We start from the raw sequence: 26582 nt of genomic DNA on the forward strand, positions 1-26582 counted from the left end.
TAGTCCCTTGCGGGTAGCTATCCAGTAGCTACTCGCTAGGAGAACTTATGCCGACAGTGGCATTCATCAGCCCAAGGGAGGCGTCGGCAAGACCACCGCAGCCCTCCTTCGCGCGTCGGAAATCGCGCGCGGCGCCAGGGTCACGGTGATCGACGCCGACCCCAACCACCCGATAGCGGCATGGGGCAGGGGGGCGACGCTTCCCGACAACCTCTCCATCGTCGCCGACGTCGATGAGGACAATATCCTCGACCGGATCGAGGAGGCAGCCGCGCAAACCCCTTTCGTCATCGTCGATCTGGAAGGCACCGCCGCCAAGATCGTGCTGCTCGCGGTCAGTCAGGCGGACCTGGTGGTGATCCCGATGCAGGGGTCGCAGCTCGATGCCGAACAGGCGGGCCGCGCGATCCGCGTGCTGAAGCAGCATGAAAAGATGACCGGGAGGGCGGTTCCCTTCGGCGTGCTGCTCACCCGCACCAGCCCGATTATCCGCACGCGCACCATGGGACATATTGAGGGCGGTCTGGTCGACGCCGGGGTGCCGGTGTTCGCGACCCAGCTGCATGAGCGCGAGGCGTTTCGCGCCATCTTTTCCTTCCAGAAAACGCTGGAGGACCTGAACGAGAAGGATGTGCCCAATCTCGACAAGGCCATCGTCAATGCCGAACAGTTCGCGGTCGAGGTGATCGAGCGGCTGCGCGACAGCCGAAGCCCGGCGGCAGCAAAAGCGGAGGTAGCGTGATGAGCAGGGCCAATCCATTCGGCGACCTCGACGATTTCGCCGCGCCGCCCGCCGCCCGCCCCGTCGAGGCCAAGGCGATCGACCAGCTGGCGCAGGCGAGCGGCTTTCCAAGCCGCAAGGCGCAGGCCGCGCCAACGACCAAGGGCAGCGAAACGATGCCCTCGGCCTCGTCCGCCCGGCAGCCCCGGCGCTACACAACGGTCGCAATCGCCAGATCAACATCAAGGCGACCGAGGATACGATCGGCGAACTCTATCGCATGGCGGACGATCTGAACCTGCCGCTGGGTGCAGTCCTCGAACAGGCACTTGCCGCTCTGGAGGAAAAGCGCCGTAAGGCTGGCTGAAAGATAGCTGATAGCTATCCTGGTAGATGATGGCCCGCACCTGCCGGGATAAGGCAGGTCGGTGCAATCCTTTGCAGCGGCGGCTGTAGATCAGTTTGAGCGCATCCACGGGCGACGCCAGCGGGAATGGGCCCTCCGGTCAGCTATCGCCTCCTGTGCCCTTATGGTTTCGGCAAGGGCGGCGGCGAGGCTGTCGCGTTCCTGCTGGAGTGCTGCGATCGCTGCTTCTGCCGCCTGCCGCGCGTTTGTTGTCTCGGCAAGGGCAGCGGCTATGCCGTCCCGCTCCTGCTGAAGCGTGGCGATTGCCGCTTCTGCGGCCTGCCTTGCGCCTGCCGTTTCGGCGAGGGTGGCGGCGATGCCGTCTCGCTCCTGCTGAAGCGTGGCGACTGCCGCTTCTGCGGCCTGCCTTGCGCCTGCCGTTTCGGCAAGGGCGGCGGCGAGGCTGTCGCGTTCGCTGGCTAAGGCCGCGCTATGCGCTTCTGCTCCGGCGTGATCCTGTACGCGCTGTTCATTTTCACGCTTCAACCTGTCTGCTTCGCCATTATACCAGGCGATCGAATGCCGAGTGAGAATGTCATATCGCTCCCATTCTGCCAGCGCCTCCGCTGCCAGGCGGTGAACGAAGCCTGCTGACCGCTCCGTTGAGCAAGTGGATGCAATTATCTTCACGAACTGCTCGATTGTATCCGCGAACTGCGCTCTGTCCTGGACCGTAAGAACAGAAGAATCGAAATTATTCTGGATATCTGACAAATCCACCTGAGAGAATGTCAGTTGAGACAGTTCGGCTTCAACGGATAATCGCATATTTTCGTCATCGGAAAGCGCCGTCAAATCGATGATTAAATCCGAACTGTCGATTGCTTGGGCGTATAGGTAAAGATGCATTAGAAGAAAGACGGAAAAACTTTTTTCGTCCTGCGGCACATTCTCGCGAAGCGTAAAAACTTCATCAAGTCTGGCGAGAAAGTCGTCTTGATGAGAATTTGAGATGGTTTTTCCGATAGTTTCTATAAAATAGGGATTGCCTCGCAAGTGTTGTCCGGAATAAGAAGCCCATTGATGAAACAGGTTTCTATAAACCAGAATATTTTTTACCGGCATATGGCGTTTGATTGCCGCCATCCGGCCTATGCTGCGTGTGCAACTGAGCAGCGGTATTTTGCTGCCGCGATAGGCCTGCGCCACGAGCAGGTTAAGATAGGTCTGCTCTTCGATCGACAGCTCCCCGTGCAGGCCATCCCTGGGAAGGAAACGGGTGAACGACATGCTGGCATCAAAGCCGGAAACCCCTCCGGATGCTTTCAGCAGCGGCAGATATTCCAGAAAATAGGGTGCCTGGGGTGGGTGGTGTGACTCCCAACTTGAATAATTTGTGGCTGTGAGGGAGTGGGCCGCAATTTGCTCCAGTCCCTCATGAAAGACCTCATAATAAGCCATGACTTTGGGCAGGCTTCTCAACCTGGTCCACAGCCAGGTGCTGGAGGTCCGAAAACTCGAATGCAGGAAAATCGGCGGAGGTGGGGAAGGCCGATCGCTCAAATTCAAAGCATGAGGGCGACTGCTCGGCGTTAATTTCTCAACAACCTTAAAATTTTGGTCGGGATAATTCTGTTTTTCATGAACTTCAGATCCCGAGGATTTCTGATCATCATTTGAAATCAATGCCGCCCTCCTTTGGGCGCGCATTGTAAGATTGTAAAAGCATATTGTCGAGAACCGCATAAGGCAGGAACCCGTGCCCTGAACGCGCATTTGGGATGGGGGCGGTCAGCGGGAGAAGGCGGGGAAAGTGCGGCAGAGACGGGACGCCGCCGACTTTTAGGGCTGGCCCTGCAAACCATTAGAAAAGGCAGGTTTCTCGCGGGGTGATGTTTGGGCTGATTGACGGCGCATGGTGGCAACGCCATGGTGCGCGTCAAAATCTCATAGGAGAAGCTCGCCCGCGCTGGTACAGCGCGTGCTGCTTTGTAACGCAAAGATATTTTCGCCTGAAGTTAGATTTACAAAAGAGGGATTGTATGAAGACCGCGGTAGTGACCGGTATTTCTGGTCAGGACGGAGCATATCTTGCAGAGCTGCTGCTCAGCAAAGGTTATAAGGTATACGGGACCTATCGTCGTACAAGCTCCGTAAATTTCTGGAGAATAGAAGAACTTGGCATCGACAAGGATCCAAACCTGTTCCTTGTCGAATATGATCTGACCGATCTTTCCTCCAGCATTCGTCTCTTGCAGACCACCGGGGCCACCGAAGTCTATAATCTGGCTGCGCAGAGCTTCGTGGGCGTTTCCTTCGACCAGCCCGTGACCACGGCGGAAATTACCGGCATCGGGCCGCTCAATCTTCTGGAAGCAATCCGCATCGTCAATCCCAAGATCCGCTTCTATCAGGCCAGCACTTCGGAAATGTTCGGCAAGGTTCAGGCCGTGCCGCAGGTGGAGGACACGCCTTTCTACCCGCGCAGCCCCTATGGCGTTGCTAAGCTGTACGCGCATTGGATCACGGTCAACTATCGCGAAAGCTACGATATTTTCGGTTGCAGCGGCATTCTCTTCAACCATGAAAGCCCGCTGCGCGGACGCGAGTTCGTGACCCGGAAAATCACCGACAGCGTCGCCAAGGTGAAGCTGGGCAAGCTCGACTGCCTGGAACTGGGCAACCTGGACCCCAAGCGCGACTGGGGCTTTGCCAAGGAATATGTCGAGGGCATGTGGCGGATGCTTCAGGCCGATGAGCCCGACACCTATGTCCTGGCGACAAATCGCACCGAAACCGTCCGCGATTTCGTGAGGATGGCATTCAAGGCGGCCGAGATCGACGTCGAATTCTCCGGCAAGGAGGAGAATGAAATCGCCGTAGACACCGCCACCGGCAAGACGGTCATGCGCGTCAACCCGCGCTTCTACCGTCCCGCGGAGGTCGATCTGCTGATCGGCAATCCCGAAAAGGCCACCCGGAAGCTGGGCTGGAAGCCGGAAACCAGCCTGGAGCAGCTCTGCAAGATGATGGTCGATGCTGACCTTGTGCGGAATGAGGCGAACGCTTCTTTCTGATCAACTTCAGGTGATTTCTGGACTATAATTTTGTGCGGCCTGGCGGCGCTTTACGCTGTCGGGCCTCGCTTTAGACAGCTACGGTGGGGTCGATGAGCAGAGTTCTGATTACGGGCGTGGACGGCTTCACCGGTCGCCATCTGACCACGGTGCTGGCGGGCCAGGGTCATGAAGTGATTGGCATTTCTCACAGACCTGTCACCCATCCGGTTGAAGGGCTGGCGCAATCCCATGTGTGCGATCTGACCGACGCGCAGGGCCTCAAGGACATTGTCGCGCAGTCCCGGCCCGACAAGGTCGCCCATCTGGCGGCCATCGCTTTCGTTTCGCACGGGGTCGTCGAGGATATCTATCGGACGAATATCGTCGGGACCCGCAACTTGCTGGAGGCGGTGAGCGCGGTCGGCGGGGTCGATGCCGTGCTGCTGGCGAGCAGCGCCAATATCTACGGCAACCGTGTCAGCGGCGCGATCAACGAGGATGTGGCGCCCGATCCGGTCAATGACTATGCCGTGAGCAAGGTTGCGATGGAATATGTCGCGCAACTCTATCGGGAGAAATTGCCGATCATCATCGCCCGCCCCTTCAATTATACGGGGGTCGGGCAATCGATCAATTTCGTCATCCCCAAGATCATCGACCATGTCCGGCGCAAGGCGGCCCAGATCGAACTTGGAAATCTGGACGTCGCGCGCGATTTCTCGGACGTGCGCGATGTCGTGATGGCCTATGGCGTGCTGCTGTCGCGGCCTGAGGCGGTGGGGCAGGTCTTCAACATCTGCTCGGGCGAGGCGCAGTCGCTTCGGGACGTAATCGAAATGGTCAAGGATATCTCCGGTCACGATTTCGACGTTACCGTCAACCCGGCCTTCGTCCGCGAGAATGAGGTCAAGATGCTTTGGGGTGATCGCGCCCGGATCGAGGCATTGTCGGGCCGGAGCCCCCAATATGCCCTGCGCGATACGCTGGCATGGATGCTCGAAGCATAGCGATGGCGGGGCGGGCTTCGCGCGCATCTGTGCGCGCCAGGATCAGGGCAGGACCGACCGATGGCTTAACGCTCAGTGGCCGTGCAGATTATGCATGTGATGGCCATGCGCTTCGTCGAAATCATAATAGAAGCTCATATGTCCGTCATGAAGGACGGCAAATTTCGAGCAGTGATTTCGAACATAATTGGTGTCATGTGAGATGATCAGCATCGCGCGATCGGCGCGTTTCTGAAAAAGTTCGGCCTCGCACTTCTCATGGAAGCGGGCGTCGCCGACGGCACTGATCTCGTCGATGAGGTAGCAGTCAAATTCGATAATCATCGAAATAGCAAAGGCAAGGCGGGCGCGCATGCCTTGGGAATAGGATTTTACAGGTTCTTTCAGGTAAAGGCCTAGTTCCGTGAATTGCTCTACGAAATCTATGTTGTTCTTGAAATCCTGCTTGTAAATTCGGCTGATGAAGCGAACATTGTCCAGACCGGTGAGCGTTCCCTGAAAGGCGCCGCCAAACGCGAGGGGCCAGGAAACGGACATTGTTCTGTCGATGCTGCCGGAGGTGGGCTGCTCCGCGCCGCTGACAAGCCGGACCAGCGTCGATTTGCCCGCGCCGTTGCGGCCCAATATGCCGAGCTTTTCCCCCCGGTCGAGGGTGAAGGAGATGTCGTTCAGCACGACGCGGTCACCCGAACGGGTGGGGTAAACCTTGAAGATATTTTCGGCTTTAATCACTCTGGCGTAATTCCTCGACCGATCATGGCGACCTGCGCCAGCGCCAACAGGGTCAGCCCGATACACCATCCCAAAAGGTAGTTCACGTCATAATGGGATCGGACATGATCGCCGAAATAGCCGTCGCGCACGATCTCCACGCCGTTCACCATGGGAACATAAAGCATGAATTTCTGCGCTGCCGTCGGCAGCGCGTCGATGGTGAACGCCGCGCCGGAGAGGGGGAACATGATGTAGGACCCCGGGTGCCAGAATCTTTCTACTAGTTCGCTTTTTTCACTTAATGCTCCGAGTAGCATGGCCAGACTGGCGCCGAACCACGCAAGCAGCAGCCATCCCCCAACAACGGTCAGAACGTCTTCAGGCGGTTCCAGCCAGCCAATATAGATGTAGAACAGGCTGAGGGTGACGAAGGAGATGGTCGCCCCGCCCGCTTCCAGCAGAAGGCGGGCCAGGAAAATATCGATCGCCTTGACATGGCGGTGATACATGAGCGCGAGATTGGGTTCGATCGCGCCGATGCACCGCGCCGGCATGTTGCGCCACAGAAGGACGCTGGAATAGCCCGTCAGCGCGAAGGCGACGATCGGAAGCGAGGAGCCGTGCGCCGATTTGGAAATGGTCCACAGAATGGTGACGCCGGTCGTGAACAGCATGGGTTCGACGAACAGCCACAGAAACCCGATATTGTGCCGACCATAGCGGGTCAGGATTTCGCGCATCAGCAGCGCATAGATTACCCGGCCCTGGATCGCAGCGCTACGTCGGATGGTGGCGAGTTGGGAAAAGGTCGTCACGCTTCTGCTAGTCCCGGTGTTCCAGCATGCCCGCGATCAGCATGCTGATGATGCCCCATGCGGCAAGGCCCAGGATGAAGGTCGAGACGATGCCGCGCAAGCGGCGCGGTTCCAACGGTTCATCGGGAATGTTGGGCTGCACGATGCGTTCGACATAGGATTGTTTGCGGTTGGCTTCGTTGCGCGCGTCGTCAAGCGCCGCCATCGCGCTGGCCAGCTGTTTGTCGGCGAACTGATTTTCCAGCAATACGCGCTGATATTGGGCTGCGCGCGAGGACAGCGATCCGCTGTTGCCGGCGACCTGGCCGAGTTGCTTATCGATCTCTTGGCTCAGGCTGGTTGCCCGCGCGGCCAGAACCTCAATTTGCGGATTTTCGGGCGATACCGCGCGCGTTTCCGCCAGCTGGGTGCGGGTGGCGATCAATTCATCCTGCAGCTTCGAGATCATTTGGATCTGGACCGTCGCCTGCTTTTCCGGATCCACGACGCCTGCCGCGTTGCGATAGGCGGAAAGGGCGATCGCCGCGCTTTGCGACTTGGCCTTGGCCTCGTCCACTTCCCTCTGGGCGAAACGGATCAGGTCCTGCCGTCCACGCTCATTGAGCTTGTTGACGGTGGCCTCGGCCATTTCCAGCAGCTGTTCGTTGAACCGGCCTGCATCCCGGGGGGTGAAGGCGCGAACCTGGAGGGTGACGATGGAGGACGATGCCTCGTACTTTACGTCCACCTTCTTCTTATAATATTTGTACAGATCTTCAAAAGTCGTCCCCGTGCCCATCCCCGCAAAGCGGTCGAAGGTGGAGATGGAGGGGGCGGAATAAGCGCGCGTAAAGGCGTATTTCCGGTCGAGGGCGCGCAATGCGTCGCGGGAAAGAACATAATCCTGCGCCGCGTAAACCTCGTCCCCCGAGCTGGAGAAGCCGGAGCTTTTGAAGAGGGCGCCAAGGCCTGTCGGGGCCGATTTTTCAGGGCCTCTGACGGTAAAACGCGATTCAGAAATATAAACGTCCGACGCAATGAAACCGAAATACAGGATCGACAGCAGAGTGGGAATAATGACCGCAATCAGGAAAAGCGGGCGGATCTTTTTCAATCTGTCTGCGATCATTTCTGGCATCTCTGCATAATATGTTGAACGTTTATTTTGGATGTCCTCGAACGTATCGACGCCCGGTTCGATCTGGCCTTGAGCGGTATCCATAAACCTAATCAACCCTGAGACAAGCCAGCATCCGCTTGGGAGGCGGGGCGCCTTGGCCCTAGCCGCCTGATCCCTCATCGTCCAGCAGGGCTAAGGCAAAAGTCGCTATTTTTATTCCATGGGCAAATGGCCGCCGAGGCCTGTTATATAGGCGGAATCCGGCATGGGGCGCCCAAACTTTGAATTTCTGTCGAGCGTCCTTGATCCGTTTCTTCGGTTCAGCCATAGGTCAGCGCCTTTCGACATGATTGCGCCGCTTGTCTGTAATAGTTGGATTGGCTAAACCTCGATGAAGAAAACAACGACGGCAACCCGGTTGGCAGGGGCAGCATGCCTCGCCATGGCGCTTTCGGGCTGCGCCATCATGTCATCTTCCGGCCCCTCCGCCCGCGCCATCAGGGCAGAGCAGGATCAGCCGGTCGAGGACGCCCAGATCAAGGTCGTGGACGTGACCGACGCGGTGACCCGCGACATTATCGCCAACACTCCCCATTCCTCCTTCGCCGAGGAGCTGGGTGAAGGCATGCCGATCGGATCGGTGATCGGACAGGGCGATGTTCTCGACATCGCGATCTGGGAAGCGCCGCCCGCGACGCTGTTCGGCAGTTCCGGCAGCGACCTGCGGCTAGGGGCCACCAGTTCGGGTTCGCTTTCGCGCGGCACGTCCCTGCCCGAGCAGATGGTCGATAGCGACGGCCAGATCACCATTCCCTTTATCGGCCGCGTCCAGGCGGCGGGGCGCACCCCGCAGGAGATCGCGCGGACCATCACCTCCCGCCTCGCCGGCAAGGCGCATCAGCCCCAAGCGATCGTGCGCCTGTCGCGCAACGCGGCGGCGAACGTCACCGTGGTAGGCGAGGTCGCCAACAGCGCGCGCGTGCCGCTGACCTCGCGGGGCGAGCGTGTTCTGGACGTTCTGGCGACCGCGGGCGGGGTGCGTCAGCCCGTCGGCAAGATGACGGTCCAGATCACGCGCGGGATGAAGGTGTCCGCGCTGCCGCTCGAAACGGTGATCCGCGATCCCCGGCAGAATGTCCGGCTTGAACCCGACGATGTCATGACCCTGCTGTATCAGCCCTACAGCTTCACCGCCCTGGGCGCGATCGGCAGGAATGACGAACTGAATTTCGAGGCGACCGGGCTGACGCTGGCGCAGGCGCTGGGCCGCATTTCCGGCTTGCAGGATGCCCGCGCCAACGTGAAGGGGGTCTTCATCTTCCGGTTCGAGGACCCCGCCGCGCTTGACCCGGCGATCCGGACGACCGCCCGCACCACCCCGGACGGCAAGGTGCCGGTCATCTACCGCATCAACATGAAGGACCCCTCCAGCCTCTTCATCGCGCAAAGCTTTCCGATCCGGAACAAGGATGTGCTCTACGTTTCCAACGCGCCCCTGGCGGATATTCAGAAATTCGTGAGCGTGATCTACTCCACCTTCCTGCCGGTGGCGACGACGGCGACGACGCTGCGATAAGGGCTTTGCCCGCACGTTGGAGAGGCGTTGTCGTGAAGCCGTTCTGGGATCTATTGCCCCGCCATATCGAGCAGGCCGCGACCGCTGGCGTGATCCGCAAGCTGCGCGCGAGGTTCCAGCGCCGCAAGATCGTCCCGCCGCAGGTGCAGTCGTCACGACCCCGGCGGCTCTATGTCGATCTGGCGGTCATCAGCCGGCATGACGCCGGGACTGGAATCCAGCGGGTCGTGCGCGCGCTGGCGCTGGCGCTGCGGGACGAAGGGGCAGGGGAGTGGGATATCCGCTTCGTCGCGGCGGACCGGCGCCGGCCCTATCATGGCATAGCCTGGCCCGACCCGGGCGCGATCGTCGACCCCGCCGAAATGGACGGGCGCCCCGGCGACCTGTTCATTGGGCTCGATTTTTCGCTCGACACCATCCGTCGCTATCGGCGGCAGCTGACGCAATTCCGGCGCGACGGCGGGCGCCTTTGGTTCCTGATCTTCGATCTTCTCCCCGTGGAGAGATCGGACTGGTTCTCGCCCAACAATGTCCTTCGCTACAAGGGCTGGCTCGACACCATCGTCGGCCTGGCCGAAGGCTTTCTCTGCATCTCCGATCAGACCGAGCGCGACCTGCGGCGGGTGCTGGCGGCTCGCTATGGCCTGGCAACAGGCTATCGCACGGCCGTGGTGGCGATGGGCCACGATATTCGGGAGTCCCTGGTCGACCAGAGCCTCGCGACAGACGTGGGGGATGCCGCGCGGTTCGACATGTCGCTGCCCTTCTCGCTGATGGTGGGGACGCTGGAACCGCGCAAGGGCCATGCGGACATTCTCGCCGCCTTCAGCGCGCTCTGGCGCCAAGGGGCTGACGATCGCCTGGTGCTGGTGGGCCGACTGGGATGGCATGTCGAGGATCTGCGCGACGCGATCCGGACGCATCCCGAACATGGCGGCAAGCTCTTTTGGTTCGACGATGTGGACGATCTGGAGTTGGAGCGCATCTACAAGGCGTGCCATGGCGTCATCATCGCCTCCCATGCCGAGGGCTTCGGCCTGCCGCTGATCGAGGCCCTGGGGCATGACAAGCCGGTCCTGGCGCGCGACCTGCCGATCTTCCGCGCCCATGAGACGCTTGGCCTCCACTATTTCCCGGCGGGCGCGAACGCTGATGAACTGGGCGCCTGCATCCGGCAATGGGCCGAACAGGCGCAGGCGGGCCGGATCAAGGTGGCCCGGCCAAGCGCAAGCTGGAAGGCCTCTGCCCAAGGGCTGCTGTCGGCCATCGCATAGGCCGAGCGGCGGGATCAGGCCGGGGCTTTATGCTCGGCGATCAGGCGCAGGCTCTGTTCGTTGAGCCACGCAGCGCGATCGGCAGTGTCGCTTTCGGTGTAGCAGCGCAATTCGGGCGCATTGCCGCTGGGGCGCAGGTGGATGATGTCGTCGCCCTCGAAGCGAATGCGCAGCCCGTCGGTGGTGTCGATCGTGTCGGCGGCCCCCGCGAGATCGCCGAACATCTGCGTCAGGCGCGTCAGGATCGCGTCCCGGTCGCCCTCCAGAAGATGGGCGATCAGCGCCTGGCTCTGCGCGGTGGGATAATTTTGCAGCCGCTCGCTGAAAGTATAGCGCGCCGGCAACTGGGCCTGAAGCGCTGACAGGGACAGGCCCTGCCGCCGCGCATCGACCAGCGTGGCGATGATCGGCAGCACCGCGTCCCGCGTGGGCAGCGCCGCAAGGCGCGCCGTCCCGACATCGACCGCCGAGCCCAGGAGAAAGCCGCCATTGGCTTCATAGCCGCAGACCGGGGCCTGTCCCTTGGCGCCAAGGGCGTTCATCGCCTCGATGACGAAGGGCGACCCGATGCGGGTCCGGCGCACCGCGTCGAACAGGCCGGACAATTCGACCGCGCTGTTGCAGCTGACCGGCGTCGCCACCGCCTTGATGCCCAGCGCCCGGGCGCACAAAATGCCCAATATGTCGCCACGGATCCACGCCCCGCTCTCGTCCGCCAGCAGCGGGCGATCGGAATCCCCGTCGGTGGAGAGGATGGCGTCGAGTCCCAGTTCGGCGGCCCATTTGCGGGCGAGCGCCTGATCTTCGAGCCGGACCGCCTCGGTATCGACCGGAATGAAGCGTTCCGACCGGCCAAGGCGGTGGAGTTCGCCGCCCAATTGCTCGACCAGCGCCGCCAGAATGTCGCGGCCGACGGCGGAATGTTCATAGACGCCGAGCTTCAGCCCCTCCAGCGCCTGCGCGCCGAAGGCGTCGACATAGCGGGCGATATAGGCGGTCGCGACGTCGATCAGCGGTTCGACCGGGGCGGCTTCCCGTAGCATGTCCTGATCGTCGAACAGGTCGGGCAAGGCGATGGCCTGGGCACGGATGCTCAGTTCGTCGGACTTCAGCACCTCGCCATCGGTGCGATTGAATTTGATGCCGTTGCGGTCGTCGGGGATGTGGCTGCCCGTCACCATCAGCGACGCGATTCCGCGCTCAAAGCCATAGGCTGCGACGGCAGGGGAGGGCACGAAGCCGCAAAAGTGGACATGCCCGCCCTTGTAGCGGATCGCCGCGGCGCAGGCGGCCATGATGCGCGGGGAAGAGGGGCGCAGGTCGCCCGCGACGGCCACATGGCTGCCCGGCGCGAATTGCCCGACATCCGCAAGATGCTGTAGGAAACCGCAGGTGTAAGCGAAGCAGATCCGATCGGTCATTGCGCTGACAAGGCCGCGCGCGCCGCTGGTGCCGAAGGCGACGCCCGATTGGGCCATCAGATCGGCGATCGAGACAGGCTGGGTCATATTTTCAAGGAACCTGCGGAAAGGGGCGTTCAGGCGACGGTGGCGGGCGCGGAAGCCTTGAGCGCTTCGGTCACCTTGCGGACCTTTTGAGATTCGCCCCGGCGCAGGATCATGACCTCGCCCTGCGAAACGACGACGATCAGATCCTCGACATCGACCAGCGTGACGCGCGGGCCGTCGCTGTTGACGAGGCAATTCTGCGCCCCCAGCAGCAGCGCTTCGCCCCGGACGGCGTTATTGCCCTCGTCCCTCGCGCTGACGCTGTGCAGGGAATCCCAGCTGCCGACATCGGACCAGCCCATATTGACGGGCACGCAGGCCACCTGCGCCTCCCGTTCCATGATCGCATAATCGACGGAGTCCGAAGGGCAGGCGGCGAAGGCCTGCGGGTCGGGGGCGACGTGATGGCCCTTGCGCTCGGCCCCGTCGAGCGACGCCCTGACGGCCGCGTGCATGGCGGGCTGATGGCGTTCCAGCGCCGCCAGATAGGCGTCGGCGCGGAACATGAAGATGCCCGCGTTCCAGGCATGATTGCCCTCGGCCAGCATGTCCGCGGCACGCTTCGCATCGGGCTTTTCGACGAAGCGGACGACCTCATGGATCATGTCGCCGCAGGTTTCGCCCATCTTGATATAGCCATAGCCGGTTTCCGGGGCATCGGGCGTGATGCCGAAGGTGACGAGCCAGCCTTCCGCCACCAGCGGCAGGGCGCGGGCGATGGCCGCATGGAAAGCGGGCAGGTCGGCAATGGTGTGATCGCTCGGCATGACGAGCATTGCATCGCTCGCCTGCGCCTCCAGCGCCGCCAGCGCGATGGCGGGCGCTGTATTGCGGCCGAAGGGCTCGAGCAGGACGAGATAATCCTCGACCCCGGCCAGGCCGATCTGGGCATCGATGATGTCGGCATGGGCGGCATTGGCCACCACGATCGGGCGGCCGACCGACACGGCGCTCAAGCCGTCGACCCGCTTGACGGTCAGTTGCAGCATGGTCTCGTCGGCGGTCAGCGGCAGCAGCTGCTTGGGTCGTTCCGGTCTTGAAACGGGCCAGAGCCGCGTGCCCGAACCACCTGACAGAATTACCGGCACGATTTGGGGGAGGCTCTTGGTCATTGCTCACATCATCTAGGAAAGACAAATGGTCAGAGCCTGATCCGACAGCGTGAACAGACCCCCAACTGGGGGCTTCATGCGCGGAAAGGCCCGGCTTGCCAAGTGATTTCCAAATGGGCGATGTCCGGCTACGGCGCGATATTTCATTTCGTTTCGGATCTGTTTGAACATGGCTGAGGCTGAACGCCGGCAAGTAGGACATGCAAATCCAAGTTTTTAGTACTCCTGGCATCGGACTTTTGATCCCGCGCCATATTGGGTGAATAAAGGTGCTATGCCTAAAGAAAAAGATAGGTAAAAGAACGCCTTCTAACGGAAATGGACTAAGGGGCATATGCCGATACATCACCTTGTTGCCCATACTGTCGAAAAGCCTTGGGGCCGTACGGACATTCCCTCTCATGTCGCCGCCGGTGACGGCAGCCGCATTGGAGAGGTCTGGTTTTCGCCCGACCATGGGATCGACCTGCCCCTTTTGGTCAAATATATTTTCACGAGCGAAAAACTCTCGGTCCAGGTCCATCCCAATGACGAACAGGCCCGGCAATATGGGCTGGCCGGCGGAAAGTCCGAATGCTGGTATGTGCTCGACGCGGCGCCCGACGCACGGCTCGGCATCGGCATGTCTCTGGAACTGACGTCGGAGGAACTGCGCGCTGCGGCTCTCGACGGCACCATTGAATCGCTAATGGAATGGAAAGCCGTACAGCCCGGCAGCTTCTATTATATTCCTGCTGGCACGGTGCACGCCATCGGCGGGGGCGTGACGCTGGTAGAAATTCAGCAGAATAATGACGTGACCTATCGGCTCTATGATTACGGACGCCCGCGCGGACTGCATCTCGAGGAGGGCGTAGCGGTAAGCGTGGCCGAGCCTTATTCCATGCCCGATCGCATCATACCGGTGACAGCTGAAAAGCGGCTGATTGGCTCTGGCGCTCCTTTCACTCTCGATATGGTTCAAGGACAGGCGCACACTCGCCGTGAGGTCGAGGGCGAACTGTCATGGTTCATCCCACTGGCCGGTTCCGGAACGCTTGATGGCGAACGCTGGCGGCCCGGCGAATGCTGGCTGATAGAAGGGAAGGCCAGTGTCGAGGTTGCGGAACAGATGAGCGCCCTTATCGCTCAACCTCTGTCGTCTGGCGCACAACAGATTGGCATTCCATCTCTGCCTCGCAGAGCGATCTGTCGTTCCGTGTGACCAGATCGATCGAAGCAGTGATCACGCCCTGCCCAAGGTTGGCGACGCTGTTGATCGAGTTGATCGTCTGGATTGGCCGACGAGGGACGGTCTGCGAAACCAAGGTCAGATGCGATCGGATCGACCTGTAGACACAATCCATCTTCAAAGCCGCGGATCATACCGCCTTGCGCTATTATTGGGGCGCGTAATCGCGTCACGCGGAAGAGGCAGCAGACCGCGCGATCTGCCCCAAGCTCGCCCTGGATCAGACAACCCTCCTCAGCTCAGTCTATTGATCGACTCCCGCATATGGTCCACGCTGACGCTGGAATATCGTTGGACCATCCGCAGCGATTTCCAGCCGCCCATGTTCATGATGGTGATGAGGTCGATCCCCGCCATGACGCAGTGAGACGCCCAGTGATGGCGCCAGTCATGGACGGTGAAATCCTCGATCCCTGCGCGTTGGCAGGCGGTGGCATGCTGATTCTTGATCGGGTTGCCGCCGGGGATCTTCGCCTTGCGGGTGTCTTGATAGGGTTTACCGAACCGGTTGAGGAAAACATGCTCCTTTGTGGGCCGCCCCTGCTTCTCCCAGATCGGGCGCAGCACGTCCATCACGCGGGGATGCATCGGAACGGACCGGATGATCGCATTCTTTGTGTGATTGAGCCGGATCGATCCCTCGTGCATATCGACGCCCTCGACGCCCCACTGCAACTGCAATGCAGTCTGGATGCGCGGACCATGGAAGGCGAGCATGGTGATGATCGGCTGGATGTGAGGCGAATAGGCTGCGATCAGCCGGTCGCGGTCTTCCTTGCTGAGGAAGCGCACTCGCTCATTGTTGAACGGGATAGCCTTGATCCGCAGGGGTGGAAGGTCGTGCACCTCGTGATGAACGTTGATCGCGGCCTGGAACACGGCGCGATAGCGATCCTGACCCGCGGGATCGTGACCGGTCAGATAGGCGCGGCGAAAATGCTCCCAGGCTTGTTTGGGCTCGCGCAGGCTGAAGTCTCCGATCAGGCCATTAAGCTTGCCGATGCGCAGGACGTCAGACGCGCAAGGCGGCTTCGCCTTGGTTAGGTAGCTTTCAAACGCGTCGGCTATTCTGCCTTGCGCGGCGAGGGCTGCCGGCCCGAACATCAGCCGATGGCGCAGCTTCGTCTCGTGTTCCGCCATCAGGTGCGACGCAGCATCGCGGTCACTCGTTCCTGAACTGAACTCTTTGACGTCGATCCGCTTGTCGCCGAGCGCGATCGTTCCCCTGATATGGTAAATGCGGTTTTTCCCTCGGGTACGGAAGGAAAGCATGTGATCTTCTCCAACAACAGCTGATATTGTGCCTCTGTCGCGCGCATCTTTCCGCACGCATGGATGTAAGGGACCTCATGTTTCACGAAGGTCCGGCGCATCCATTTCGCGGGATCGGTGCTGTCGATATTCAGCCGCGACAGGATGTCACGCGGGGTCAGGAGGGTGGCTGCCCGACGTTCAGATGATGCCGTCGGCGTTTTACCAGCTATAGATGTCTCATGCAGCGTGGTCGCGTCGGCTTGGCCAGGTGCCTTCGTTGGGCGACTTCTTGTCGACATGTGGATGCCCCCTTAGTTGCCGCAGCCTTTATAGCGCTACCGATGGCTTCCTGGAGCGCCACGCCGTTCAGCGCGCGGCGCGGGCATCCGGCTGGGTGCCCGCAAGGCGATCGGCCCGAGCACATTGGGGTTCGGAAACTCCCTGTTTTTGAACGGTCGATGTTGGCGATTCATTGCAAACTCCTCAGCTTTCAGGTTGTGGCGTGGTCGGTGGCCAGCGCAGCATGGCCAGCGAACCGGCAAGCAATTTCGTCGGCCAACGAAGCAAAGAACTTGGCGTTTGCGGCCGGGCAGCCTTTCTGACCTGGTTCCTGGCAATGGCGACGGCCATCCGTCCCAGCACCGCCCTGTCCCGCGCCGGGGGATGCCGAAGCGATCCATTGCCATGCATGATTATCGCTTGTCGGCAGCCTCTAAGGGAATGGCCCAGACCGGCCCAGATCGGCCCAGATTGGACTCACATGCCGCCGATAGCGGCACCGCTGCCGCCCGGTCGATGCTACACGTGGACAACCGGTCGGTCCTGGCGCATCAATCAGGAGAGTGCCAGATGTGCCTATCTTAACCATGGTCGACGTGGACAAGGTGGAACGGAGCTGATTTCGATCTTTCTCTAATCTATTGCGCTGACTTGACATTACGATAATGTGACAGGGCGTTTCCGTTGGGAGGCGCCGAGGTTTGAGCCCCTCGCTTGGGAAGAATTGACTTGTCGCGGATGCGGCCGGGTGGTCGATGTTATGTCCAAGCCATTCGTGGCCAAAGGCATCGGCACGCGTTCTCAAGCGCGGCTCAACGCCCGGCTTATGCCGGCGCACCCTCGTCAATCGCGAGGGAGCGGCGGATGGGATCGGAAGCCAGGTTAAATGCCAAGAGCAGGCCGTGATGCGGTCCGCTTCGGAAATAGAGCGCCTGCCCCTGGCCGAGGGCGATCCCCTACCGCCGGGGCATGATCGTGCCGCCTGCTCGCCAGACCCGCTGGCGAGCCTGTATCGGTTAGAGCGGCCCTTGCTGCTGCGTTTCCTCTCGCGATGGACGGGGCACGACAAGGCGGAAGATGTCATACAGCAGGTTTTCAGCCGCATGGCCGGAAGGTCGGATAATGATGCGCCGCCGATCCAGGCGCCGGGGGCCTATCTTCGCCAGGCTGCGCGCAATGTGATGCGCGATGAGGTCAGGGCAGCGGAGCGCAGTTGTGAGCATCATCATGTTCCGATCGAGGATCTGTCCCTTTCGAGTGGTGATCCCGTGGCCGCACTGGAGGCCCGCGATCGACTGGCCCGCATTGAAGAGGCTGTGCTGGGATTGAAGCCGCTGACCCGCGAAATATTCCTCGCTTGCCGTCTCGATGGCTATAGCTATGCCGAGATTGCGGAGCGGACCGGTTTGAGCGTGCGAGGGGTTGAGAAGCAGATGAGCAGGGCGATCAAACAGCTTGGGCGGCATTTGCGGGCGCATGACTGAGCCTGAGGGGATGCCGATTCCCCAATCCATCCGTGAAGCTGCCGAAAATTGGCTGGCGCGTCTCGCCGGACATTCCGATCCGGCAGCGCAGCATGCGTTCGCGGTCTGGCTCGATGCCGATCCGCGGCATCGCCTAGCCTATGACCGGATCAAGCGCGACTGGCAGCTTGGAACGCTTCTGGGCGAACGTCCTGTCGGGCAGACCCGATCGCTTGGTCGCGCGCCCTTCTGGATGCGGCAAAAGACACATATCGCTGCCGCCGCTCTTGGCGCGGCGGCACTGCTTGGTGTGGTGACGGTCAGTCTTGTCCGGCCTGGTGGCCCATTGGCCATATCCACGGCGGCGCAGGCCGCGATCTATGAGACGGGGGTTGGCGAGATCCGCACCGTCAGGCTTTCGGACGGATCGACTGTTATCCTCGACACGGCCACGCGCCTTCGCGCGCAATTTTCGGGCGGCGATCGGCGACTCGATCTCGAGCGGGGGCGGGCGCGGTTTCGTGTCGCGGCGGAGCGGAAGCGCTCGTTCCGTGTGGTTGTGGCCGGCGGTGAGATCGTAGCTCACGGCACAATTTTCGATGTGAGCGTGATTGGCCCGAAACCGGTGGTGACCGTCCTGGATGGATCGGTAGACCTGCCCGCTTCGGATGCGGCATCCGATCAAACAAGAACTCTTCCTCCGGGCAAGACCGTGACGCTGGATGCACTAATGGCGGACCGGGCGGCTTCCCCGGCTGAGGCGCGCTGGGTGTCGGGCATGCTGGCGCTCGAAGCGACGCCGCTTGCCGAGGCGGTGGCGGCAATCAACCGCTATAATGAGGTGCAGGTCCGTCTGGCGGAACCCTTCGTCCCACAGGTGCGTGTGACGGGCGGCTTCCGGGTCCGCGATCCGGAAGCCTTCGCCCGCGCTGTTGCGACAAGCTTCCATCTGAAGGTCGAGCGGCCCGACAGCAGCACGATCCTACTGGTGGGCCCGGCGGAATAGGTGAACATGGCCCTGTAAAAAATCTGTCGGGTGATTTGGCGAACCGGCGTCTTCCCACTGTCCCGCTTGAATGGCGGCATGGGGGAGAAGGTCCAATGTCTCGGTTTTCAGTCACCGCATATTATCTGTCCGGCAGCATCGCTGCCGCCATGTTGGTAGCCAGCGCGCCGATCGTGCTCGCCCAGCCATCCGCCGAATTGGCGATCGCGCTGCCAGCCCAGCCGCTCGGCGCATCGATTCGTGAACTGGCCCTGCGCTCAGGGCAGACGATCATTGTCGATGCCGACCTTGTCGCGGGAATCAACGGCCCGGCGGTCCATGGCGTATACACGGTCGAAGATGCGCTCGATCGACTGCTCGCCGACACCGGCCTTTCCTGGACCCGGTTCGACGGCAGCATCGTCATCCGAAAGGAGAAACTGTCCCAGCAGGAGAGGGATGGGGCGGTTGGCATCGTGGTCACCGGCAGCCGCATTCGCGGTGCGCCGATCCCGTCGCCTGTCATGGTTCTCGACAACCGGGCCATAAGGGATACCGGTCTCGCCGACCTGGGCGAGGTCGCTCGCAGTCTGCCGCAAAGCTTTGGGGGCGGGCAGAATCCTGGCGTCGGCTTCAACGTGCCCTCGAGCACCGGCGGCAATGTCGGCGGCGGGTCGTCGGTCAATCTGCGCGGCCTGGGCAGCGATGCGACGCTCACCGTGCTCAACGGTCGCCGCGTGCCCTATGACTCGGCCCGGCAAGGTGTCGATATATCCGCGATCCCGCTTGCCGCTGTCGACCGGATCGAGGTGGTGGCGGACGGCGCTTCGGCCATTTACGGATCGGACGCGGTCGGCGGCGTCGTCAACGTGATCCTCAGGCGCGACTATGATGGCGTTGAAACCCGCGCCCGCATCGGCGGATCGCCCGATGGCGGCAATTTTCAGCAGCAATATGGTGTGCTGGCGGGCAGTCGCTGGAACGGCGGCGGGGGCTTCCTCACCTATGAATATGGCCGGAACACCGCCCTCATGACGAACCAGCGCAAATATGGCCGGATCAGGCCGGACCTGACCTTGCTGCCGGCCAGTCGCCGGCATGCGGTCGCGGGCAGCATTCATCAGGACATCAGCGACAATCTGACCATCGAACTGGACGGTCTCTACAACGAGCGGACCGGCGAATTTTCCTATCCCACAAGCACCGCCGCCAATCTTTCGGTCAGCCGGATCACCCAGAGCTTTGACAGCTATACGCTGGCTTTTTCAGGCGCCGCGCGCCTCTCGCTCGGGCAGTGGGAGGTCAGCCTGTCGGGCAGTTTCGGCAAGGGGCGCACCTATTTTCAGGGCGACACCTTCATCAACGACCTATTTTCGAGCCGGGCCTTCGGTCGCTATAATAACCGGACGATGTCCGGCGAGATCGCGGGCGACGGCCCCTTGTTCGCCTTGGCGGGCGGGGACGCCAAGCTGGCCCTGGGTGCCGGCATCCGGGCGAATGACTTCGCAATCTTCCGGGGCGTGGGCAATATCAACAATGCCAGGCCGTCGCAGGACAGCGTCTATGCCTTTGGCGAGGCCAGCTTCCCGCTGGTGGGACCAGCACAGGCCTTGCCGCTGATGCGCAGCCTCAGTCTCAGCGCCGCGCTTCGCTATGAGCATTATCGCGGCCTTGCCGACGTCGTGACGCCCAAATTCGGGATGATCTACGCACCGGCCGATTTTCTCGACATCAAGGCGAGCTGGGGACGATCCTTCCGGGCGCCAAGCTTCATCCAGCTTTATTCGATCGAACAGGCCATTCTCTATCCGATCACGACCTTCGGGGGGAAGGGCTATCCCGCAGGAACCACGGCCTTGCTGATCGCCGGGGGCAATAGCGACCTCAAACCGGAAAAGGCACGCAGCTGGTCGGCCACCATGGCCCTGCATCCGTCCGGCATTCCGGGCGCCTCGCTTGAACTGAGCTATTTCCACACCCGCTATGTCGATCGCATCGTAAACCCGATCCCGACGGCAGCGCTCGCCCTCGTCAATCCCATCTACTCCAACCAGATCAGCTATGCGCCGACGGCAGCGCAGCTTGCAGCGGCGATCGCCCATGCGAGCCAGTTTCTCAACGGGGCAGGCGCGCCCTATGATCCGGCAAATGTCGCCGCGATCATCAATCGCGCCAATATCAATGCCGGTCGCCAGACGATCCGGGGTATCGATGCCCAGCTTGGCTACAAGACCGATCTGGCCAATGGAAAGATCGAGATGTCCGCCAATCTCACCTATCTCGACAGCGAGCAGCAGCTTCAGGCGAACGGTCCGGTCGAGCAACTGGCGGGACGATTGTTCAACCCGCCGCACTGGCGCGGCAGGGGCATGATCAGCTGGAGCAATGGCGCTTTCAGCACTGCGGCGACGCTCAGCAGGATCGGAGGCGTCAAGGATGTGCGCTCGACGCCCGCACTGCATATTGACGGCATGACGACGGCCGACATCAGCGCCCGTTACCGCTTTGGCGAGGAAGGGGGGTGGTTGCGCGGCGTCGAGCTTAGCCTCTCGGTCCAGAATATTCTCAATGCCTTGCCTTCGGTTGTCGCGACCAGCCTCTATTATGACACACCCTATGACTCGACCAACTATTCAGCGGTCGGCCGCTTCATCGCGCTCGAACTGGTCAAGAAATGGTGAGCGTCATGGGCAGGACATCGATCGCGTTGCTGGCCGCGGGCGTCGCGCTTCTCGCCTTGCCTTCCACGGCGATGGCGGGTTGCAGCGACCTGCTGCCGGTCCCCGCGCCCATGATGAAGCGACGCGCCATCACGGCGCTGGATCTGCTTGGTGTGCGCGATATCGGGCGGGGCGATGGGGCCCTGCTTGGGAACCAGAGCCCGCTCGGACTTTCCCCGGACGGCGGACAGCTGGCCTTCATCCTGATCCGCGCGGATGCTTCGACCAATAGCTATTGTATCGGTCTTGCCGTGATGGATGTGAAGCCATCGGCCAAGCCGCGGCTTCTCGATCAGGGTGGCGAATTCATCGGTGGGACCGGCGATTATCGCGGGGTGATCCTGCCGACGGGATTTCCGATCCTGCTCGCGCCTTCCTGGTCGCCCGATGGCCGGTGGATCGCCTTCCTGCGGCGGGACAAGGGTGTCACCCAGCTCTGGACGGTACGTGCCGATGGCGGCCCCGCCCGGGCCGTCACCCATTCTCCCGTCGATGTCGAGCAATTTGCCTGGGGGCCCGATGGCGGGACGCTCCTCTATGCAAGCCGGACAGGACAGCTGGCGGAGCGGACCGCATTGGCGCGCGAGGCCGTAACCGGCTTTCGCTATGATGATCGCTATGTGCCGATGATGGGCGACAAGCCCATGCCGGTCGCCACGACACCCCTGTCCCCGTTTCGCGTCGATCCGGGTGGAGGAGAGGCCCGGCCCGGCGAAGAAGGTGACCGGACGCTGCTGGGCCCCGATCCGATCGGCTATGACGTTCTTCCGCTTTCGGCGAGGGCTGATGATGGGCGCTTTGTCCAGACGGAGCATGTCACCGCCAATCCGGCCAGCCCATGGGCGCTGGCCATGTCCTCTGCGGCTGGCGTGAAAATCCCCTGTCCGGGTGGAGCCTGTAGCGGCAAGTTTGCCGGGCTTTGGTGGATGCCCCATGGTGGTCCCCTGCTCTTCCTGCGCCGCGAGGGCTGGAATGACCGGTCGACGGCGCTCTATCGCTGGCGGCCTGACTCCGGCCCGCCACGGAGAATATTCGTCACGAGCGATGTCATCAGCGGTTGTAAGTTCGCAGACGGGGGCCTTGTCTGCTTGCGTCAGACCGCGAGCGTGCCGCCCCGGATCGTGCGGATCGATCCGGGCGATGGGCGCACCGATCTGCTCTACGATCCCAATCCGGAATATAGATCCGTCCGCTTCGGCAGGGTCGAGCGGCTCGAATGGCGAAATGATCGGGGCCTGGAAGTAGCTGGCGATCTCGTCCTGCCTCCCGATTATGATGGACGAGAAAGGCTGCCCATGATTGTGACAACCTATCGCAGCAACGGATTTCTCCGTGGCGCGACCGGCAATGAATATCCGATCCATCTGTTTGCCGCGAAAGGCTTTGCTGTTCTCAGCCTGGACCGCCCGCCCCATGTCGGCGCGATCAACCCGCTCAACAAGGACTGGCAAAAGCTTCTGGCTGAAAATGACCGGGACTGGGGAGAGAGGCGCAGCATGCAGTCCTCGGTCATGATCGGGGTGCAGCGCGTCATCGACATGGGGATTGCCGATCCCGATCGCATCGGCATCACCGGTTTGAGCGATGGATCGAGCACGGTCGGCTTCGCCCTCGTCAACAGCCGCCGCTTTGCCGCGGCCGCGATCAGTACCTGCTGTCTTGAACCCTGGACCGTGAACGCCACCATCGGTCCGGCCTTTGCCCGGAAGATGCGGGCGCAGGGTTTTCCGCCAGCGACGTCGGACGACCGGCAATATTGGGAGCCCGGTTCGATGATCCGCAATGCCGCGTCGATCGACACGCCGTTGCTCATGCAGCTGGCGGATCGCGAATATCTGACCGCGATCGACGTCTTCGCTGCCCTGCGCGAACAGGGAAAGCCGGTCGACATGTATGTCTTTCCCGATGAATATCATAATAAATGGCAGCCGCGGCACCGGCTGGCGATCTACGAACGCAATGTCGACTGGTTCCTCTATTGGCTTCAGGGCAAGAGGGATTCCGATCCGCGCAAGGCGGAGCAATATGCGATCTGGGACAGGCTGCGCCAAAAACAGCCCTTTCCTCCCTAGCCCTGCCTCTGCCCCGCCACCCATGCCTCGACATCCGCAAGATGCATGATGCGGTGATAGGCCGTGCCCTGGACGTAACCCTCGCCGTCCAGGGCATGTTCGAGCAGGGGAAGGTCAAGCAGCCCGGCACTGCGCAAATGCCCGTCAAGCAGCATGGCGCGGATGACGGGGCGGTTCGCGGTGAAGATTTCCGCGATATAGCTGTCGGGCGTGCCCTTCGTCCTGCGGTCGACGACGGCTGTCGGCAAGCGGTCGCGAAAGGCGTCGCGCGCCACGATCCGGTTCTGGCCTCGCCTGAACCACCACCAGCTCGGTATCCGCAGGCATGCTTCAACGACGGGTTGGGTGGTGAGCGGCGTCACATGGCGCACCGGGCTCCCGATATCATTGCCCTCGGCCCAGCCCTGGGCGGCGGTGATGAGCGCGATATGGGCGGCCGTCCCTGTTTCGCTACCGCGTGGCGGCTCCAGCCATGGATGGCGCGGCAAAAGAGCTGCGTCGCTCATGAGCTGCGGGGACAGAAATTGGGTCACGGGCCGCCAGCGATAGGCCGGCGACTGGCGGAACGCGCGTGATGCTGCCCGGCCAAGCACGGTAAGCGCGCTCACATCCGCTAAGGCCGCGATCGACCTGGCGGCAGACGAGCCTTCACCCAGGCTCCGTCCGCGCAGGAAAGCGTCGGTCACCGGCGCAATGGACCGCAAGGAAAAGAAGACATTGTCCCCGCCGCCGCCATCGATGGTGAGATCGGCTCCGCTTGCCCCGACCGCCTCTTGGAGCAGATGGGAGGTGCCCTGCATGAAGCTGCGGGCGAGGGGATTGGGTTGATCCTGGGCATGGGAACGGCTGATGTCGACCATGCCGATGTCCCATTGCGCTTCGACGATCGGCACGCCCAGATGGGATGCGACCCTCCGGGCATAATGGCGTTCATCGCCGATAGCGCCGAGGCTGGCGAGATTGAAACAGGTAAAGGGGCAGCCATGGGTGCCGAGCGCGGCGGCCAGTATGGAGGAGTCTATCCCGCCCGACAGCATGAGCAGGGCGCGCTGCGTCCCTGTGATGCTGGCACGCGTCGCGGTCGATACCGCGCGCCGGATCAGGCGCGCGGCCTCGTTCCGGTCATTGATCCAGTGGCGCCTCCCGGCCCAATCCCAAGGGTTCCATGTCTGGGTGACGCTGAGCCCTTTGGCGTCAAAGTGGAGACGGGAGCCGCCCCGCAATTCCTGCACCCCTGTCAGGCAGGTGGAGGACGTGGGGATATCCCTGAGCGTCAGGCGGCGTAGAATGGCGGACCATTCGACCCCATGGGACGTCCACCCGGCAAGCGACAGCAGGGCCATGTCGGACGCAAGGATCAGCTGATCGCCCTGCATCGCATGGAAGCAGGGCAGCCGCCCGAAGGCTGGGCGCAGGACATGAAAGCCTCCCGCATGATCACGCAGGATCGCGACGAAATTGCCCCAATGGTCCTGGCTGAAGCGATGGAGTTCCAACGGCTCGCCGACGAGCGTGAAAGCCGACGGCAGGGTCGCCGGATCGCTCTTGCCGGTCGCGAAAATGGGGCCGATGACCATGCCGATATCATCGCCCAGATGCCGGATTTGTCCGTCGCCGCCTGCGACCAGCATATCGTCCCGGTCGATCATGACCGACAGGCCGTCGGTGCGGGAAATTGCACTCCGGATCGCTGGCGCGATGGGGCTGCGTTCCGGCGTCGGCGCAAGTATGGCGACAAAGCTTTCCATCAGATGATCCTGATGGGGCAGAAAAGACGGACCTGATCGGGATCATCGGCGACGACCATGCCGTCGACCTCGACCCAGCTATGGGCCTGGAAGGGGTTGAGCTTGACGCCGAGGACGAGATCCGGCCGGATGCCGAGCGCGATCAGCCATGACGCGAGCGACAGCGCGGTGGGGAGGCACTGGTCACGGGCGGAGACGATCATGGCGGCCCGGCGATAGGCCTGATCAATATGGGCAAGCCGGTCGGTCGGGGCCGTCCGTGGCGCCACGCCAAGCTTTCGCCGTTCGATCGATCGGATGTTCCGCGAGAAGGGCAATTGTCTCAGTCTCGCGCGCCACCAGAGCCGGCGGGTCAGGGCGCTTGCGACATAGGCTGGTGACAGGCGCGGTTTCGCAATGGGGAGCCTGACCTCGGACGGATGCGAGCGCGGGCAGGGAGCGGGCCTGATACCGACCGGCGACCGGATGATGATGCCCGCTTCCAGCAAGGCGTCGCACTGCCGGTCATCGATGTGGTCGGCGGTGATCAGGGCCCCGAACGCCTCGTCCAGAGCTGGCCGCAGACCGAAATAGCGATCGGCATGGAGATCCAGAAAGATGGTGTGCCCCTCGGTGCGGCAGAAGCTCAGACCATCGCGCAATGTAAAGCCGGTCATGCTGTGTCTCGAACAGAGGATGGCGCGCAGCTGTGAAGCTGCGCGCCATCGCTTCAGTCGTCGGAAAGACCGAAATTGCGTTCACCAAGCCCGACGTCGCCGGTGATGCCGCCGGGACCCTTGGTTTCCACGCTGATCGCGCCGAGTTCGATCACGTCATTGCCACGTTCCATGATAGTCACTCCTTGGCTTTGCTGCGACGATTTGCAGCACCATGAAGCGTAGGAAGCGGACGGCTCTATCCGAAATTTATACGGATCCGATATCGCGAATATATGGGATGACGGGAGGGATGGATATTGCCCTTCAATATGTTGCAGGCGGCGTGTTTCGCCAGTCACTCGTCTCGATAGACGCCCCGGAGCAGTTTTGCCGCGGCGCGCCGGCGGCGCAGATGATAGGTTGATGAGGTCCTGCGCAGCAGCCCGATGTCACCGGCGCGCGCGCTGTGCGCCAGCGCCTGCAATTCATCCCCGGTGCCGCCCAGAATGTCTTCTTCGCCGATCCGCGCGACATGGAGGCGGGCATTTGTGCGTTCCATCGCTTCGCCATGTTCGCGATTGCTGGACGCGCTCGCGATGCGGTGAAGGAGGTGCGCGGCCTGGTCCGCGCCCGATAGGGAATCCGGGTCGGGTTCGATCGATCGCAGCAGCGAAAGGCGGGCGCCGCGCAGGGCGAGCTGGATGATATCGCCCGACCAGGCGTAGAGATCCTTGAGGCCTGGCTCGTCGATCAGCGGTACAAGAAATCCGCCGCCGCTTCGCGCTTCGACAAGGCCCTCGCCGGCCAGATGGTTGAGCGCCTCCCGGATCGGCGTTGTACTCGATGCCAGGATTGCGGAAAGCTCTACCGGGTCGAGACGGGATCCGGGACGATAGCCCCGTTCCATGATGAGGCGCCTCAGACTCTGCTGAACCCGCTCGGAGGTTGGACCGGCGTTCAT

The 26582-nt window shown here is 61.9% G+C and carries 22 protein-coding genes; 11 read left to right on the plus strand and 11 right to left on the minus strand.

From position 1 onward, the window contains the following. The first annotated feature begins 121 nt into the window (after positions 1 to 121). On the plus strand, positions 122 to 742 hold the full coding sequence (locus tag HHL26_RS03345) for a ParA family protein (RefSeq protein ID WP_346765561.1): 621 nt from the start codon (positions 122 to 124) through the stop codon (positions 740 to 742). Beyond that, a complete protein-coding gene (locus HHL26_RS03350) occupies positions 742 to 1017 on the plus strand; it encodes a hypothetical protein (protein WP_169575834.1) in 276 nt (91 codons plus the stop codon). Before HHL26_RS03345 ends, HHL26_RS03350 begins: the two co-directional genes overlap by 1 nt. Positions 1018 to 1178: 161 nt before the next feature. Here the strand turns inward: HHL26_RS03350 and HHL26_RS03355 are convergent, their stop codons facing one another. Further along, positions 1179 to 2753 carry a hypothetical protein gene (locus HHL26_RS03355; RefSeq protein ID WP_169575835.1) on the minus strand — a complete coding sequence of 525 codons (1575 nt, stop codon included), beginning with the start codon at positions 2751 to 2753 and terminating at the stop codon, positions 1179 to 1181. Between the two features lie 356 nt (positions 2754 to 3109). On the opposite strand from HHL26_RS03355, the gene gmd reads away from it, so the two are divergent. Together gmd and HHL26_RS03365 are read left to right on the plus strand one after the other, a co-directional pair. Next, positions 3110 to 4144, plus strand: coding sequence for a GDP-mannose 4,6-dehydratase (gene gmd / locus HHL26_RS03360; RefSeq protein WP_169575836.1), 1035 nt, complete (start codon positions 3110 to 3112; stop codon positions 4142 to 4144). Between the two features lie 92 nt (positions 4145 to 4236). Continuing rightward, a complete protein-coding gene (locus tag HHL26_RS03365; RefSeq protein WP_169575837.1) occupies positions 4237 to 5133 on the plus strand; it encodes a GDP-mannose 4,6-dehydratase in 897 nt (298 codons plus the stop codon). Positions 5134 to 5205: 72 nt separating this feature from the next. Here the strand turns inward: HHL26_RS03365 and HHL26_RS03370 are convergent, their stop codons facing one another. The 3 genes from HHL26_RS03370 to HHL26_RS03380 are packed head-to-tail and all read right to left on the minus strand — an operon-like array spanning position 5206 to position 7941. Next, positions 5206 to 5865: an ABC transporter ATP-binding protein gene (locus tag HHL26_RS03370; RefSeq protein WP_169575948.1), complete on the minus strand. Its 660-nt coding sequence runs from the start codon at positions 5863 to 5865 to the stop codon at positions 5206 to 5208. After that, positions 5862 to 6662: an ABC transporter permease gene (locus HHL26_RS03375; protein WP_169575838.1), complete on the minus strand. Its 801-nt coding sequence runs from the start codon at positions 6660 to 6662 to the stop codon at positions 5862 to 5864. Before HHL26_RS03375 ends, HHL26_RS03370 begins: the two co-directional genes overlap by 4 nt. 7 nt (positions 6663 to 6669) lie before the next feature. Further along, positions 6670 to 7941: a hypothetical protein gene (locus tag HHL26_RS03380; RefSeq protein ID WP_346765557.1), complete on the minus strand. Its 1272-nt coding sequence runs from the start codon at positions 7939 to 7941 to the stop codon at positions 6670 to 6672. A 211-nt stretch (positions 7942 to 8152) separates the two neighbouring features. Here HHL26_RS03380 and HHL26_RS03385 point away from each other — a divergent pair, with 211 nt between their 5' ends. Together HHL26_RS03385 and HHL26_RS03390 are read left to right on the plus strand one after the other, a co-directional pair. Beyond that, positions 8153 to 9337, plus strand: a complete 1185-nt coding sequence (locus HHL26_RS03385; RefSeq protein WP_169575839.1) for a polysaccharide biosynthesis/export family protein — start codon at positions 8153 to 8155, stop codon at positions 9335 to 9337. A 32-nt stretch (positions 9338 to 9369) separates the two neighbouring features. Next, entirely contained in the window at positions 9370 to 10611 is a 1242-nt protein-coding gene (locus HHL26_RS03390; protein WP_169575840.1) for a glycosyltransferase, read from the plus strand. A gap of 14 nt (positions 10612 to 10625) precedes the next feature. Here the strand turns inward: HHL26_RS03390 and HHL26_RS03395 are convergent, their stop codons facing one another. Both HHL26_RS03395 and HHL26_RS03400 read right to left on the minus strand, forming a co-directional pair. Further along, complete coding sequence (locus HHL26_RS03395) at positions 10626 to 12119, minus strand: phosphomannomutase (protein WP_169575841.1); 1494 nt, start codon at positions 12117 to 12119, stop codon at positions 10626 to 10628. Between the two features lie 29 nt (positions 12120 to 12148). Then, positions 12149 to 13231 carry a mannose-1-phosphate guanylyltransferase/mannose-6-phosphate isomerase gene (locus HHL26_RS03400; RefSeq protein WP_169575842.1) on the minus strand — a complete coding sequence of 361 codons (1083 nt, stop codon included), beginning with the start codon at positions 13229 to 13231 and terminating at the stop codon, positions 12149 to 12151. Positions 13232 to 13565: 334 nt separating this feature from the next. Between HHL26_RS03400 and HHL26_RS03405 the strand changes: the two genes are divergently transcribed. After that, positions 13566 to 14435, plus strand: coding sequence for a class I mannose-6-phosphate isomerase (locus tag HHL26_RS03405; protein WP_169575843.1), 870 nt, complete (start codon positions 13566 to 13568; stop codon positions 14433 to 14435). A gap of 261 nt (positions 14436 to 14696) precedes the next feature. Here the strand turns inward: HHL26_RS03405 and HHL26_RS03410 are convergent, their stop codons facing one another. Beyond that, positions 14697 to 15734: a site-specific integrase gene (locus HHL26_RS03410; protein WP_169575844.1), complete on the minus strand. Its 1038-nt coding sequence runs from the start codon at positions 15732 to 15734 to the stop codon at positions 14697 to 14699. A gap of 1166 nt (positions 15735 to 16900) precedes the next feature. On the opposite strand from HHL26_RS03410, the gene HHL26_RS03415 reads away from it, so the two are divergent. From HHL26_RS03415 to HHL26_RS03430, 4 genes are all read left to right on the plus strand, one after another. Continuing rightward, positions 16901 to 17479, plus strand: a complete 579-nt coding sequence (locus HHL26_RS03415; protein WP_206377348.1) for a sigma-70 family RNA polymerase sigma factor — start codon at positions 16901 to 16903, stop codon at positions 17477 to 17479. Then, complete coding sequence (locus HHL26_RS03420; RefSeq protein ID WP_169575846.1) at positions 17472 to 18464, plus strand: FecR domain-containing protein; 993 nt, start codon at positions 17472 to 17474, stop codon at positions 18462 to 18464. Before HHL26_RS03415 ends, HHL26_RS03420 begins: the two co-directional genes overlap by 8 nt. Positions 18465 to 18559: 95 nt before the next feature. Beyond that, complete coding sequence (locus HHL26_RS03425; protein WP_169575847.1) at positions 18560 to 21124, plus strand: TonB-dependent receptor; 2565 nt, start codon at positions 18560 to 18562, stop codon at positions 21122 to 21124. 5 nt (positions 21125 to 21129) lie between these two features. Continuing rightward, entirely contained in the window at positions 21130 to 23235 is a 2106-nt protein-coding gene (locus tag HHL26_RS03430; protein ID WP_240962327.1) for an Atxe2 family lasso peptide isopeptidase, read from the plus strand. Here HHL26_RS03430 and HHL26_RS03435 read toward each other — a convergent pair. The 4 genes from HHL26_RS03435 to HHL26_RS03450 form a co-directional block, all read right to left on the minus strand. Further along, a complete protein-coding gene (locus tag HHL26_RS03435; protein ID WP_169575849.1) occupies positions 23232 to 24983 on the minus strand; it encodes an asparagine synthetase B family protein in 1752 nt (583 codons plus the stop codon). The genes HHL26_RS03430 and HHL26_RS03435 overlap by 4 nt on opposite strands. Further along, positions 24983 to 25639 carry a lasso peptide biosynthesis B2 protein gene (locus tag HHL26_RS03440; RefSeq protein ID WP_169575850.1) on the minus strand — a complete coding sequence of 219 codons (657 nt, stop codon included), beginning with the start codon at positions 25637 to 25639 and terminating at the stop codon, positions 24983 to 24985. The genes HHL26_RS03435 and HHL26_RS03440 overlap by 1 nt, the downstream gene beginning before the upstream one ends. Before the next feature lie 53 nt (positions 25640 to 25692). Continuing rightward, positions 25693 to 25812 (minus strand): benenodin family lasso peptide, encoded by a 120-nt coding sequence (locus HHL26_RS03445; protein WP_169575851.1) that lies wholly within the window; start codon positions 25810 to 25812, stop codon positions 25693 to 25695. Between the two features lie 164 nt (positions 25813 to 25976). Continuing rightward, on the minus strand, positions 25977 to 26582 hold the full coding sequence (locus HHL26_RS03450; RefSeq protein ID WP_277349341.1) for a GntR family transcriptional regulator: 606 nt from the start codon (positions 26580 to 26582) through the stop codon (positions 25977 to 25979).

The organism is Sphingobium sp. TB-6 (assembly GCF_012927365.1).
In the GTDB taxonomy this organism is placed as follows: domain Bacteria; phylum Pseudomonadota; class Alphaproteobacteria; order Sphingomonadales; family Sphingomonadaceae; genus Sphingobium.